Here is a 14,862-nt window from a genome sequence, read left to right as displayed (position 1 = left end):
ACTGCTCTGTTCGGTATACTCGACGTGATTTAGTCTAAAGGATAAGTACAGGTAAGTAAACACACTTTAACTATTTTATATAAAAAGTATGTATAATAAGAGATTATTTATAAGCTAAATGAATATAATCATTTCTTTTGTGGGTTTTATAGATATACTTTATATATAATTGCAATAAACCTATTTTCGCAAAATATCAGAAGCCATACTCAAACAGCTTCTTTTTCCATATCGAATCCTATAAAATAAAAACATCCTGTTTTCGGCAAATCCATTATGTGGAGGACTATTATGTTAAAGCAATTTATCGGTTCCACTTCTCCCAAGCTCAAAAATCTCAAACTACTCTACAGCCTGGTACGCAAACTGGGACCTGTCAGTATACATACGTTAGCCGAAATGACCGGATACAAAAGCGTGACCTGTGCGCGTCTGTTGGAGGAACTGGTACAGGAAGGATTGATTTACGATAGCGGAATCGGTGAATCCAGCGGTGGACGGCGTCCGCTCATGTACGTTATCCAGCCTACTGCCTGCTATCTGATCGGTGTAGAGATTACCAGCCTGTATACCACGGCACTACTGCTGGATCTCAAACTGAACATTCTGGATACTGCCAAGCTGCAGATGGATGAGCGCTGCACCGGTGAATATACACTGAACTTCATCGCCGACTGTGTCCGGGAATGGATGAATCAACACCATATTCGTGCCGAGCAGCTGCTGGGTATCGGTGTAGGCGTACTGGACCCGATCGATCGGGAGCGGGGTATCCTTCGCAAAGCCCATCTGTTCCCGGCTGGAGGATGGGAGGAGCTGCCTATCGTGGCGCAGCTGGAAGCACTAACCAATATTCGTGTCCTGCTGGATAACGGTACCCCATTGGCTGCATTGGCAGAATACCGGATTCATTATTGGAAGGAGTCGGGCAATCTCGTGTTTGTCTCCAGCGATATCGGTATTCGCTGCGGCACGATTGTGCAGGGCCGGATGGTTGGTAGCAGAACCGAGATGGACGATGCTTTTGGACATATGATTGTAGATATCCATGGTCATCGCTGCAGCTGCGGATCGTATGGTTGTCTGCAGGCATACAGCAGCCTGCCGGCGATCCGCGATGAAGTCGTACGCCGGATCAAGCGCGGCCATGTATCTATGCTGCAAAATGAGAATGACGATATCGAGCAGATCGGATTTCACCATGTGCTGGGTGCACTGGAGCAGGAAGATCCGCTTTGTCTTGAGGTCGTTCGGGACGCGGCTTATTATTTTGGCATCGGTCTGAGCAATCTTGTTTTTCTGCTGCGTCCGGATGTGGTTGTATTTGGCGGCACACTGGTTCCCAAGCCGCTTTTTTATGAAGTAGCTTCCGCTACGGCGCAGAGCCGGCTGAACCATTATCCGAACAGCACGGTGCAGATTCACCAGTCCAGCGAAGCCTACGATATCGTGGCACAGGGAGCTGGCTGCATGGTGCTGGACTATTTTACCGAACAGGAATAAACAAGTGGCTATGTGTATTGATGAATAGACTGGATATCCAGTCTCGACCCTGTTTGCCGGTTGATTTATGCTATGTCTATGTCCAAGCCGTCTATCATGGTAGACGACTGATAGCCTCATAGCCACTGCTGAAGCCACTTTATCTTAATTTATCTTCAGCAGTATTGTAGCAGCTGCTTATGCCTCATTATTTCGGCCATAATCAAAGCAAAAAGCGACTGGAGTTATACTCCGGTCGCTTTTTGCTTTGACAAACATTTCAATAAAGAGTCCCTATCGCATCAGAATGAAACGGCTTTAGTTCATCCTCGCGGCCATCGCGAATCTTGACTGCCCATGCCGGATCGGCAAGCAGTGCACGACCTACAGCGACCAGGTCAAATTCGCTTGTCGCCATTCGTTCTGTCAGATCATTCAGACTCGACGGTTCCGAGCCTTCTCCTGCCATAAAGCCGGCAAAGTCCTGCTGCAGTCCTACTGAGCCTACAGAGATTGTCGGTTGGCCGGTAATCTGCTTGGCCCAACCTGCCAGGCTCAGGGAGGATCCTTCGAACTCCGGCTCCCAGAAGCGGCGAGTCGATGCATGGAAAATATCTACGCCTGCTGCTGCCAGCGGCTTCAGCACTTCTGCCAGCTCTTCCGGATTTTGCGCCAGCCGGGCGGTATACACCGGGAATTTCCACTGGGAGAAGCGGAAAATAATCGGGAAATCCGGCCCAACTGCCTGGCGGCAAGCTGCTATAACCTCGGCAGCAAATCGGGTGCGCTTGGCAATACTGCCTCCATATTCATCGGTGCGGCGGTTCGTACCTTCCCACAGAAACTGATCTATCAGATAACCATGGGCTCCGTGCAGCTCGATCCCGTCAAATCCCAGCCGCTGCGCCTCGGCAGCCGCTTCTGCATAAGCCGCTATAACTTCCCGGATTTCTTCTACGGTCATCGGCTCACCCTGCCGCTCTCCATTTACATCGAGACCGGACGGACTGATCGATGGTTCGGCTCCATCCGGCTGTGGAACAGCGGCTCTGGCTATTCCGGTATGCATCAGCTGCGGGATAATCTTTCCGCCTACACGGTGCACTTCATCCACGACATGCTTCCAGCCTGCCCGGGCTTCCTCACTGTTAAAGTCCGGATAGATCGTTGGGTCCTGATTGGCAGAAGGATGCGGGATCGATATATTTTCGGTAATAACCAGCCCTACCTGCTGTTCGGCACGACGGCGATAATAATCGGCTACATCGGGTCCGGGTACACCATTCGGGGAGAACCCGCGCGCCATCGGCGCCATTACGATCCGACTGGATAATTCAAGCGGTCCATAACGAAAAGGTTCAAACAGCTTTGCGACAGCAGAAGCGGGAACCGCCTGCAGATTATTTTCAGTAAATGTCATTTTTATTCTACCTCCAGCATCATTTTCGTTTATACTATAATCATTACTTTTGAGAAATTAGTATTAAAAAGTAAGTATTGGGACAGCAGCATTTCCTCAGCAGGTGCATGCAACCTGATCGGTTATGTGCTTATTGTATAAGCGGCAGAAGCCCGGTACAACCAACAAAATCCTTGATCTGTCGTTTAAGTGAACATTACTCTGTATCTGTCGTTTAGGCAGAAAACTATTGGATATGGACAAAGGAGGACACCAACTTGACTCTTTCGACTCGCCCCAACGCTCAGGACCCTAGGGTCATCCGGACACGCCAGCTGATTCAGCAGTCTTTTATGGAACTACTGCGTACCCGGAATTTTCAGCAGGTTACTGTCAGCGATGTGACCCGTCATGCCATGATTAACCGGGTGACTTTTTATACTCATTACACGGACAAATATGAACTGCTGGATGACATGATCAACAGCCAGCTGATCCAGCTCATTTACAAAGGCATTGATACCCATAACGGATTACAGCCGGAATCTCTTCCTCTGCTGATCTGTGCCCTGTGCGATTACCATGAATATTCAGCCAATGAATGTCACCGCAATAATCTCGAAGTGCGGCAGATGATAGAAAAGCAGGTAAAGATCCAGCTGGAGGAATACATACTGGATCAGCTGACCAAGCAGCAGCCCGAGCAGGAGCCTGCCCAGCTGAAAGTTACCGCTACTATGATCAGCTGGTCGCTATACGGTGCCACACTGCGATGGAGCCAGGAGCGCAGCAGTGAGCGGGAGACTTCGCAGCAGCTGGCAGCGCGCATGGTGCCGCTGCTGACTGCGCTATTCTGAACTATTTTATTTATATCAAACAAGCAAAAAAAGAAGCTGGAGATCAATATTCTCCAGCTTCTTCGCGTATCGGTTCATGGATAGGTTCATTTATAGGTTCATTGGTGTCTTTGTTTGCCGAAGGCATCAGATTGATCTGCACCCCCGGCATATTCAGTCCGCTGCGTAGTCCCTCCATATCGAGACCATCCATGGCAAAAGCCTGCCGAACGAGTCCCGGTTGGATAAACTCATCGTATTTGCCGAGATACGGAGCTTCCTCATCGGCCAACAGCTGCTCGGGATAATCGATCCGTTTGCACTCGGCGATAATCTCGGCCAGCATCTCTGCGGCATCCGCCTTGCCGGAGACGACCAGATAATACGGCTCCATCGGTGTCACGGCGCGCAGGGCGAGACGCTCGGACAGATTATGCTTGAGTAGCCGCTCCAGTGTTCGGAACGCCTTGCTGCCTACCCATGGCAGGATAAAGCAGGAATCGCCACCTGCAGGAATCACAATCTGTTCCAGCAAACCTGTTTCTCTGGCGAGGCGACGTGCACGCTCCAATCGGGAAGCGGCATTGGGCGCCAGATAAGAGTAAATATCCGACGAAGCGAGAATATCGCGGATCTTTTGCATAATCCGGGTATCCACATCACCGCCTGCTCCTAGCCAGAGGGTATCGACTTTGCCTTTGGACGATTTGACGTAGACCGCTTTGTGACGGGTATCGACCTCTTCCACTTTCCACAGTTTGCCGGCGAGCGAGAAGCAGTAGCCTGGTGGCGGCACCGTGGTGATCGAACCGATTTCTTCCGATCCATTATAGACCGAATGTTCCTCGTCATCCTTGAATACCGCATAGAAGCGGAAATTATTCACGATCTTCTCTCCGGCCAGCCCGATGATCAGTGTGCCTTCCTCGGTACGCTGGATATGATCCAGCTGCAGCAGATACTGCAGGAACAGCTGATACTGCTCCACGGTAAAATGACGAAACGGCGGCAACGTCAGAATCGCGCGCGCCAGCTCGGATGGCTCGGCTTCGCCCATACTTTTGAGTGTGCTCATCGTCTGATGATACAAAATACCGATCGGCAGCTTGCGTGCGCTGAATGGCTCGACCCAGCGCTCTTTGACATATAGTTCGATAACTGCAATCGCGCGCAGCATAATCCATGGCATCCGTGCCGGCAGCTGCGCTTGTTCGTCTTCTTCCTCCGGACACACGAAAATCATCTCGGAGACCGAGCCTTCCCGTCTGCCGGAGCGGCCCAGACGCTGAACAAAGCTGGAGCATGAATACGGCGCGCCCAGCTGGATGACTCGCTCCAGTTCACCCAGATCGATTCCCAGCTCCAGTGTCAATGTAGCGGCTGCAACTGCCGGGCCATACCCTTCCCGCAGCGCAGCTTCGGCTTCCTCGCGCAGCATCGCCGAGATACTGCCATGATGCACATGGAAAATATCCGGCTCCTGCCGTTTGGCGGCGACCCGTCTCATTTCCAGGGTCAGATACTCCGCATCCGAGCGGCTGTTGGTGAAGATAAGTGCCTTTTTGTGATGGGTCTGGTCATATATGAAATTATGATACGCCTGCTGGGCATACTCCAGCTGCTGGGCCTGCTCTTCATTGCGCGCATCGGGAAAGGAAAAATGCTCGATACTGATGCGCAGCTTGCGCGATCCCTGCGGCGAGACGACTTCGACCGGTTGACCGGTATCCGAAGACAGCCAGTTACAGGCACTCTCGTAATCACTCAGTGTCGCAGACAATCCGATCCGCTGCGGACGACAGCCTGCCATCCGCTGAATCCGGGACAGCTGCGACAACACCTGAATCCCCCGGTCCGCTCCCATAAAGGCATGGACTTCGTCCACCACGATATAGCGCAGATCGCCGAACAGTGCCGGGATAGCATTGGGCTTGTTCATGAGCAGACCTTCCAGCGATTCGGGCGTAATCTGTAAAATGCCGGACGGATTCTGCACCAGCTTGGTTTTGTGCGATTGCGGCACATCGCCATGCCAGTGCCAGACCGGAATCTCCGAATCGCGCAGCACACCTTTGAGCCGTTCATACTGGTCATTGATCAGTGCCTTGAGCGGCCCGATATACAGAATGCCGACCGAGCGGGACGGCTGCTCATACAGCGCAGTCAGCGCCGGGAAAAAGGCCGCTTCTGTCTTGCCGGAAGCCGTACCCGAAGCAATCAGCAGATGATGCGGTGTATCCAGCAGCACCCGGCAGGCTTCCACCTGGGCTTCGCGCAGCTCTTTCCAGCCGCTGCGATAGATGTATTCCTGAATAAACGGAGCCAGCCGGTAAAACGGATGCCCGCTCACAGATCAAACTCCGCCAGAAAATCATCGACTTCATCCGGTGCACTGGTGGCAGCCGGTCCACGCTGGGCGGCTGCGCTACGGTTGCCGCCAGACGCAGCGGAAGATCCGGGATGAATAATCATATCGGGATCATTCCGGTCTACATGACCGGCATATACCGGAGCAGGCGCTGCTGCCAGTTCGCCGAGCAATCCGTCAAAGGTCAGCTCTTCGTTAAAGTGCAGCGTATTGAGCAGATCCACAAAATCCCGGACCACTTCCCGCGGGGTCAGCAGCTCGTCTGCTCCCAGGCGCGATACCGCGGTCTGCATAAAGGCGACCAGCTGGTGCTGCTCCAGTACGCTTTCATACTTGTAATGCTGACAATGGATATCCTGCAGCTTGTGCAGCATCAGCAGAATCTCTTCATGGGACAGCATCTCCAGCCGAATGACCGGACCGGCAAAGTTCTTGGTACCACTGCTGCCAAACCGGCTCTCCGCCAATCTTGAGCGCAGCGCCTCATAGCTGTACAGTCCGCGGCGCGGATCTTCGACGAACTGCGGCGTACCACCGACAAATACGCCCAGATGACCGGCTTTGCCCTGCATCGTATCGTTGAAGATCGTCAGCAGTTTCTCATAGTTGCTCTGACGGGAGACACTGTTGGAGATTTTATATAAATTCACGCCTTCATCGACGAACAGCAGCAGACCCTTGTATCCGATCCGGGCAGCAAATTCTGCCCACAGCTTCATATAGTCATACCAGCCATCATCATCGATAATGACACTTACATTCAATTCACGACGTGCTTCGGTGCGGGTCTGATATTCGCCACGCAGCCAGCGCAATGCGGACTGCTTGAGGGTATCTTCATTCAGGCGAATGCCCTGCCAGTAGGCAGACAGTACTTTGGCAAAATCAAAACCATGCACCCAGCCTTCCATCTCTGCGGTTACCGCATGAATCCGGCGCTGCACTTCGATACCGATCGAAGGATCGTCCGGAGAGACATTATTTTCTTCCATAACCTGCTGCTGCAGATTGGAAATCCACTTTTGCAGCATGGATTCCAGTGCTCCGCCGTCCGGACGGGTGCGGGTTGACAGGTTGATCATCAGCTCCCGGTAAGTAGCGAGCCCTTGTCCCTTGGCACCGGTCAAGCGACGCTCCGGAGACAAATCGCCATCCGCTACGACGAATCCGCGATCCATTGCATAATTGCGGATCATTTGCAGCAGAAAGCTTTTACCGCTGCCATAACGTCCGGTGATCAGCTTGAAAGCAGCTCCGCCATCCGCTACATTTTCCAGTTCACGCAAAATGGATTCCACTTCATATTTACGACCGACTGCGATATGCTCCAGACCGATCCGCGGGACGACACCGGCAGCAAAGGAGTTCACCAGCGCCGTTGTGACACGTTTGGGTATTTTCACTTCATTCATTTCCAGTTCACCTCATGATGATTGCATCCAGCAATGATCTGTATTCTTCCATCACGGTTCCATCTTCCAGCAGAAGATCACCGATTGTATCCATCGCCAGGTCGTTAATCTCATCGGCCAGCAGCGCGGCCATTGTACCATGCGTACCGGCAATTTTTTGCAGTTCATGATCTGCAGCGCCATTCAGGATAGCAGCCAGGAAGCTGATATGCTGTGGCTGCAGCGCACCGGCCCAGTCGATCCATTCTTCCTCCAGATCCTCCGGCAGATGAATACGGCCGGTAGGAGAGGAGGCTGCGGATGTATGCACCGGAATGGCAGGTTGTTCCGTCTCCCATAATACAGCATCGGCAGCTTCAGTATACAAGCCGCCTGCTTCGGTATCAGCAAACATTGGTTGGGCGTCCGCTAATGTCACAGACGTATCATGCAGATCCGGCCAATCGTGCCGGTCGGACTCGATATTTCCATTTTCATTTTCATTTTCGTCTTCATGTTCATCTTTATCTTCATCTTTATCTTCATGTTCATCTTTATTACGTATGTCCTGATGATTGGTATTATGAACAGCCCATTCGCTATTGAAAATATCCTGCACGGCAGTGGCTTCGGTCTGTTCTTTGGTCGCCTGGTCCTCAGCAAACACTGTTGTATCTTCCTCTGCCGCCGATATCTGGTTCCAGCTCTCCAGCATGGCTTCTTCGGCCTGCTCGCGGCGAATCGCCGCTTTTTCTTCCTCTTGCAGAGTGAGCATATCGCGTACCACGTCCGAATCCGCCTGCAATTTCTGCAGGACACTGGCATCAATCTGTACCTGACGCGGTGCCGGTACTTCTTCCGGTACGGTAAAGGCGCGCTTGAGATAGCGTTCGATCAGACGGGCAATCTCCGGCTCAACCGGCGGAGTGATCCGCAGACGGCCGCTGAATCCCAGATGACGACGCAGTTCATTTTCCGTCAGCTTGACGATACCGGTAAGAAATTCACGCAACGGACCATGCTCGGACAGCGGCAGACGACGGATCGTACAGGTACGACCATAACGGGTCGCGTCATACACCGCACTGCGGAACAGATAGCGATCGGTCTCGCGATACACCGGCGGACGGAATAGCTGGATCAAGCGGACTCCCTGCTGCTTGTCCAGAAAAGCATCGACTGCAGCGAGTATTTTGGGAATATATTCCCGCATCTGCTCGCCGCCCATCTCTGCGTAGAAGCGGCTGCGCTCGATATCATAATTGATCAGCTGGGGCAGCAGGTCAAATGGAATCACCGCCGGAGAGGCATTCCAGATACGTTCCCACTCCAGATCAGCCAGTTCTACCGGCAGATGGCGCGGCACTTCCCGCAGCAGCTCAATCAGCGGCTCCTGCAATTCATGCACCTGGGCAAAGTCCACGATCCACTGCGGCAAGTAACGATCCAGCTTGTTGAACCGGTGTCTGTACTGCTGCCACAGGCTCATCAGTAAATGGTGTCCCTGGATCGGCTCCTGCCATCCTGCACCGTTGATCACTTCATAGCAGAGCAGGAAAATGTAGGATAGATCTGTCGCCGGGTAAGATCCTTGGCGGACTTGCTGACGCCAGTAGAAATACCACTTTTTCTGCCGCCAGGTCATACTCTCATAAGTCGGCCAATAGCTCATAAACGGTACGAATTCCGCTTCTTCCTCGACTTGTTCCATCATCTCATATGCCCGCCGGGCAAAAATATGCTCGGCACTCTGAATCGAGGACATGGAACGAGTCTGCTCCTGTTCGGTCTGCATCCTCATTCGTTGGTCGCTCACACCTGCAGATGGCATGGTAAAAGCAGAGACATCAAGCGGTTCGATCGAAATATCCATATCCAGTTCATAACCATCCGTCAGCACTTCCCCGTCATCTACTGCAGCAGCAGGGAAAACATTTTCCGGCTCTGTGCGTAACAGGGGACGATCCACAGAGTTGGGATCATATTCCGGAATAGTAACCGAGCCGGATAAATCTGCAAGCTGAATATTATGCATAGACGGAGCTTTTACCGGTTCCAGTGAGATTTCAATACCGGCATATTGATCATCCGCTCTGTCTGACATCTCATCGGTCAGAGGCGGGATCAGTGTTGCTCTCGGTTCTGGTTCTGTCTTTTCCATTTGCTGTTCGAGACGTTCGGTGCTGCTGGATAAGTGACTACTCGCAGACTGACCGGGAATACCAATCTCTATGCCCTGCAGGGACAGTTCTTCCAGCAGTCCGGCTGTTCGCTCCGAGCGGCTGGAAGACTCGTTCCAGGGACTGCGGGGTATCTGGCGGGATGCAGTAGCTGGCCGTTCCTCCCGCGCCGGGATACTCCATCCCTGTCCTTCACTGCCCAACTCGAACTCGGCGAATCCTCCGGTTCGCAGCTCTGCTCCTCCCGATGCAGCTGCAGACGGTTTACGCATGGTCATGGCAAAAGCAGGCGGAAGACCGGTAAGCGGATGATCCGGGTCGGCTATCGCATATTCGCGTACAACCGAATGGAATAATTTGAGCAGACTGGTCTGAGCGGTTCGCATATGCGGGTCATCGAGCCGCTGCTCTTCCGAATAGATGGACAGACGAAGACGGGCATTGATTTTATTCATTGCTTTGTACATTTTGCTGGATACGTCGCCGGTCATTTCGTCCGGCTCCAGATAGATCACGATATCCACTCCGCCCGGCAGTACTGCGCCGCGCTGTGTCAGCATGCTGACTGGCACAGCGATCAGTCCCCCCTGCTCGGCACTGCTTTTGCCAGCAGGGCGTGTATCGGCTTCCTGCCAGAATCCGCCAAGCGTCACCGCCCACATTTTGTGCAGTGTATTCAATAGTGTCTTTTTGCCGACCAGACCGATACGGCATCCGGAAGCGCGGCGAAGCAGCTCATACAGCCACTCGCCCAGCTCTTCGGCGTGTCTGGTGACTCCGCCCAGCATACCGCCGGATATTCCCCAGCGGCACAAAAAGTCAAAATGACCATGGATTCCGTCTGTAGTATCCGGCAGCTGCAGATCCGGAATCATCATTTCTTCCCATGGACCGCGCAGTCGCTCGGAGCCGCGCTGAATAATCTCCTGCGGAGTCAGCTTGCTGTTGCGATCCAGAGAAGTTCCGTCCGCCATTCTGCCCATAGGCCCCAGACCCAGCTCACGTAAGCGTTCGGTCTCGAGCTGTCCGTGTCCGTCGAGCTGCACGTAGGCACCCGCCGATCCCAGGCGGCGTGATAGTTCAATCGCCGGATAGCGTATGCCTCCGATCTCGATCATCGGGATCGCTGTCACCTGTCCGATACCGCTGCGTTCTTCCCGTCGTCCTTCCAGCACCCAGCGGACTTCCTGATGAATATCCCCGGCAAACGATTCCTCTTCATATGGAATATACTCATCTATTCCGGTGCTGCCGGTTCCTGTCTGAAGCTCCGTAGTGTCAGACTGCTGGGAATACCGCGCAGCATCCAGTCCATTCGCAGAGTACGTCACATGCTCTTCATAAACAGCAGCATATTCATTTATGGAATCATCCAGCGCATAGTCGGATTCATAAAGGGATGCCGCCGAATCCGACCCGCCGCCCGCCAGCACGGCAGCGGCATGCTTGTCCCAATAGGTCTGTACCGGAATACCTTCTTCCAGCTCCAGCGTACCGGGCAGCAGTCGCAGCAGACGGCTGTACAGCTTGCCCGCTTCCTCGGGCATGAGCAGACATTCGCTGTGTCCCGCGGCACTAATCTGCCAGCGGTCACTGCCGCTTAGGGAACGGCCCATCACAATCTGCTGCACTTCCATGGCTTTCTCCAGCTCCATCGCTTGAGTTCCGTAGGAAATATGCAGGAAAAAGCCCCGATCTTCCTCGAAGCTCAACAGGGCCGTATACGATTTATCCGTGCGGGATACTGGAGAAGATAACATCATAGTGCAACCTTGCCTTTCTTCCGTAATTAGTCAACATAATATCCCATATTATACATGATGCCTTCCCCGGATTGGTATAGGAAACGAACATATTTTCGTGAATCGGGCGGGCGGCAGCATTGTCATCGTTATCATGAAAGACTCACAATAGCCGCTGCTTATACAATTTCATGCTGCTGCGCGGCCTAATATTTTTTTAGGAATAACGGGCCGGAATACGAAAAAATTGATTAATACACCCAATTAACTCCAGTTCGTCGGCCAGACTTCCCACAAATCCGATATAACCGTCCGGTCGCACTATCACATATCCGCCGCGCTCCATCCCGTATAGACGATGCAGCAACAAGTCAGAATCTATTTCATACTGGGCAGGCAACGGTTGTGGCAGCATGAGTGGCTCGTCCGGCAGCATAATCACCAGATCGATCACTTCTTTCCATGAATCCGACACCCTCATCCAGAGTGGACGCTTATCCTCTTCCTCCAGATTTTCTTCATATGGGCGCGGGATAGAGGATATAGGCATCTTGGGAGGAACCGTATCAGGGAAGACCAGCAGGGTATGCTTGCCCGAAAGGATGCTTGTAGCGGGTCTGCCGTTATCCGGCGCCCGTTCTCCAGCCAGAGGCATGCCTCTACGCCAGCCTTTTCCCTGCCGGACAATCTGGCTGTGCGGATAGCGAATACCGGTCTCCGACAGGCGCTCCGCCATACGCAGCTGTACAAAGCGGCGCGAAGAAAGTAGCGGTGCCGCTGTATTACGCATAAAGGTCAGCGGACGAACCCGGCTGATTACCAGGCGCGTAAACAAGCCTGTCCAGCGCAGCAGCTCGCGGGCAACAGGCTCGCGCTCTTCCTCGTAGCTATCCAGTATAGCCGGCGATGCCTGACCCTGACTGACCAGTGCCAGCTTCCAGGCCAGATTGACCGCATCCTGAATGCCGGTATTCATCCCCTGTCCACCTACCGGTGAGTGAATATGCGCTGCATCACCTGCCAGGAATACCGCTCCTTGACGATAACGCTTCACCTTGCGTTCATTGACCCGGAAATGCGCTATCCAGATCGAATCGTGCAATATCACCCGATCCTGCTCGGGCATACAGATATCCAGAATCCGCTGAATATCCGGTAGTGTAATATCTCCTGAACCCAGCCCTGTTCCCTCTGCTGTATACGATCCTCCAGCATCTGCACCCTCCGAGGAGGAAGGTTCCTGGTTTGACAGAACCGACTGCCGGGATGTAGACGAATGATCCTGCGGCGGCTGATCTGTCAAAGGCACATCCGGCGGTGCAGCGATAATAACGCGATATCGCTCACCCGGCATCGGGAAAAAGGCTGCTATATGCCCCGCGTGCAAATAGATACGTACCCCTTCTGGTTTCACTGGCCATTGTACCTCCACATCTGCCAGAGCAAACTGCTGATCGATTGCACTACCGTCAAAGGAAATCCCCAGCAGGTGCCGGACCGTACTATGGGCGCCATCGCAGCCCACTACCCAGCGCGCCGGAATAACCTCGGAGCCGCTAGGCGTGGCTACTGTAGCTCTGACAAAAGGATCTGCCGATCCGGTCATGTCCGTTTCTACGTCCAGCTGTTCCAGCGCCAATAGTTCGGTGGATCGCTCAACCTGCCCACCCAGCTTGTACAGATGCTCGTATAATATCTGTTCGGTATCACTTTGGGGCAGCGTCAGAATATAAGGATACCGGCTGCGGATAATCGGTGTCAGCTTCACATCCGCCAGCAGATGGCTGCCGCTGCGTACCTGCACTTCTTTTACCGGATGTCCATGCTTCACCAGCTGCTCTGTGATCCCCGAATGATCCAGCAGCTCCAGTGTACGCGCCATAATGCCCAGCGCTTTGCTCTGGCGCGAAGGCTGTGCCGCCTTGTCGATAATCCGGCAGGTCACCCCTCTGCGCATCAGTTCGATAGCCAGCGTCAATCCGGTAGGGCCTGCACCAACGATCAGCACATCGCATGATGGCGGATGCGGCTGTTTCTGCTGGATAGGTCTGTCATTGCTTGTCATATTCTTCCCTCCTCGGACAGATTGGAATATCTTGATCGCCATGCCTGGTTGGGTGGATCGGTTGTGCCTGCTCCATGATATTGATTTTGCCGGTATAAAAAAGACCGCTATTTATAATATATAAACAGCGGCCAAATCAGTGTCGTCCTGTCTTCGTGAAACAGTAGAATATATTTGTATTTATGAATGTGCTTACTTTTTATAGGTTTACTTCATTAAGGTGTCTCGGTAGTCGATTCGGAGTCATCTGCCGCTTTGGCCAGTGAAGTCACCGGATACTGCTTGTTGTCTACTTTGACCTGATTAATATTGGTCACTTCAATCGTTGGAGGCAGGCTGACAATCACTGTATACGGATGTGTGCTCTCCAGCTGCTCTGCGGTCAGCGTATTGAGTGCACTCGAAGCATCTGCACCTGTACTATTGGTTGTAGAACCGTCTGCAGTCGTATCGCTGCCAGTCGAGCTGACAGCACCGGATTCGCCAGCAGAACCGGAAGTCGACGATCCGTTATCGGGAGCAGTTGTTGTATCGCCTGTTGCTTCGGTAGACGTACCTACGTCAGAGGCAGTTCCTTTACTGTCTGCAGAAGCAGACGTACCCGAATCAGTCCCTGCCTCGCCGGTTACACCAGTCGTTCCAGTGCCACCTGTTGTTGACTCTGGGGATGCGGTTGTATCACCAGCTGTACCGGTATGGCTGCCTGACGTAGACGAGCCGTTCGTATCGGTAGCATCTGTCCCTGCGGCAGCATTGCAGTCAGATTGCGGCTTGAGACCTGTATAATCTACCGTCTGTCCGGTACCCATAATGAATGTCGCCTGTTTGGGCTGGAATGCCTGGCAAGCTGTCATACTGGTAAAATGGAACACCATTCGCACATCGTCTGTACTGCTTGTCGATCCGGTACTACTGCTTCCTTTACCGGCAGAAGTATCGGTACTACTCGTGCGCACGATTTGGGAAGCATCAGCAGTACTGCCTTGTGTCCGGGAAGCTCCGGTAGAGCTGCTGCCTGAATCTTCAGCTGCTTCGTCGTCAGGCAGACCTGTCAGCGTTACAATTACTGGCGGCAAATCGACTGCCGGTGGTTGTTCGGTAGTCGCATTTTCCTGCGGTTCTGCCGGTGTCGCAATCCGGATCGGATCACCGCTGAATACGTTGACCAGATACACACCCAGGAAGATCACCGCTGCCAGGCCAATTACCGACAGCAAGGTCAGAAAAGGCAGTCGCTTGCGGTTGCGTTTCATCCATTTGGCAAACGGAGTAGCCAGCTCGTCGCGGGCGCGGCTGTAGACCGCCCGCAGTGCAGGACCTTCATTGCCAAAATCGCCTTTGGACAGCGTCCCTTTGCGGAATGCTTCCGGATCATATTTGCGGAAATAGGCGAGAATCG

The 14,862-nt window shown here is 53.0% G+C and carries 7 protein-coding genes; 2 read left to right on the top strand and 5 right to left on the bottom strand.

Going from position 1 to position 14,862, the window contains the following annotated elements:
• Window positions 1-291 precede the first annotated feature (291 nt).
• Window positions 292-1,503 carry an ROK family protein gene (locus AR543_RS04495; RefSeq protein WP_060532190.1) on the top strand — a complete coding sequence of 404 codons (1,212 nt, stop codon included), beginning with the start codon at window positions 292-294 and terminating at the stop codon, window positions 1,501-1,503.
• A 259-nt stretch (window positions 1,504-1,762) separates the two neighbouring features.
• On the opposite strand, the gene AR543_RS04490 is transcribed toward AR543_RS04495, so the two are convergent.
• The gene (locus tag AR543_RS04490) at window positions 1,763-2,902 is read right to left on the bottom strand and encodes an NADH:flavin oxidoreductase (RefSeq protein WP_060532188.1); all 1,140 of its coding nucleotides are present in this window, start codon (window positions 2,900-2,902) and stop codon (window positions 1,763-1,765) included.
• A 257-nt stretch (window positions 2,903-3,159) separates the two neighbouring features.
• On the opposite strand from AR543_RS04490, the gene AR543_RS04485 reads away from it, so the two are divergent.
• Entirely contained in the window at window positions 3,160-3,738 is a 579-nt protein-coding gene (locus tag AR543_RS04485; protein WP_060532186.1) for a TetR family transcriptional regulator, read from the top strand.
• 43 nt (window positions 3,739-3,781) lie between these two features.
• Here AR543_RS04485 and AR543_RS04480 read toward each other — a convergent pair whose 3' ends face one another.
• The 4 genes from AR543_RS04480 to AR543_RS24650 all read right to left on the bottom strand — a co-directional run bounded on the left by AR543_RS04480 (window position 3,782) and on the right by AR543_RS24650 (window position 13,463).
• Window positions 3,782-6,067 carry a DEAD/DEAH box helicase gene (locus tag AR543_RS04480; protein ID WP_060532184.1) on the bottom strand — a complete coding sequence of 762 codons (2,286 nt, stop codon included), beginning with the start codon at window positions 6,065-6,067 and terminating at the stop codon, window positions 3,782-3,784.
• On the bottom strand, window positions 6,064-7,497 hold the full coding sequence (locus AR543_RS04475) for an ATP-binding protein (RefSeq protein ID WP_060532182.1): 1,434 nt from the start codon (window positions 7,495-7,497) through the stop codon (window positions 6,064-6,066). The genes AR543_RS04480 and AR543_RS04475 overlap by 4 nt, the downstream gene beginning before the upstream one ends.
• A gap of 7 nt (window positions 7,498-7,504) precedes the next feature.
• On the bottom strand, window positions 7,505-11,419 hold the full coding sequence (locus tag AR543_RS04470; RefSeq protein WP_082472114.1) for a TerB N-terminal domain-containing protein: 3,915 nt from the start codon (window positions 11,417-11,419) through the stop codon (window positions 7,505-7,507).
• A 196-nt stretch (window positions 11,420-11,615) separates the two neighbouring features.
• Window positions 11,616-13,463, bottom strand: a complete 1,848-nt coding sequence (locus AR543_RS24650; protein WP_060532178.1) for an FAD-dependent monooxygenase — start codon at window positions 13,461-13,463, stop codon at window positions 11,616-11,618.
• Window positions 13,464-14,862: the final 1,399 nt, after the last annotated feature.

Origin of the sequence: Paenibacillus bovis, from assembly GCF_001421015.2 — a bacterium.
GTDB lineage: Bacteria > Bacillota > Bacilli > Paenibacillales > Paenibacillaceae > Saccharibacillus > Saccharibacillus bovis.
The sequence above is the reverse complement of the archived record's forward strand: the minus strand, read 5'-3'. Positions and strand labels throughout refer to the sequence as shown.

Coding starts and splice junctions, on each gene's coding strand:
- AR543_RS04495 (WP_060532190.1), top strand. CDS start 292: ATGTTAAAGCAATTTATCGGTTCCACTTCTCCCAAGCTCAAAAATCTC.
- AR543_RS04490 (WP_060532188.1), bottom strand. CDS start 2,902: ATGACATTTACTGAAAATAATCTGCAGGCGGTTCCCGCTTCTGCTGTC.
- AR543_RS04475 (WP_060532182.1), bottom strand. CDS start 7,497: ATGAATGAAGTGAAAATACCCAAACGTGTCACAACGGCGCTGGTGAAC.
- AR543_RS04470 (WP_082472114.1), bottom strand. CDS start 11,419: ATGATGTTATCTTCTCCAGTATCCCGCACGGATAAATCGTATACGGCC.
- AR543_RS24650 (WP_060532178.1), bottom strand. CDS start 13,463: ATGACAAGCAATGACAGACCTATCCAGCAGAAACAGCCGCATCCGCCA.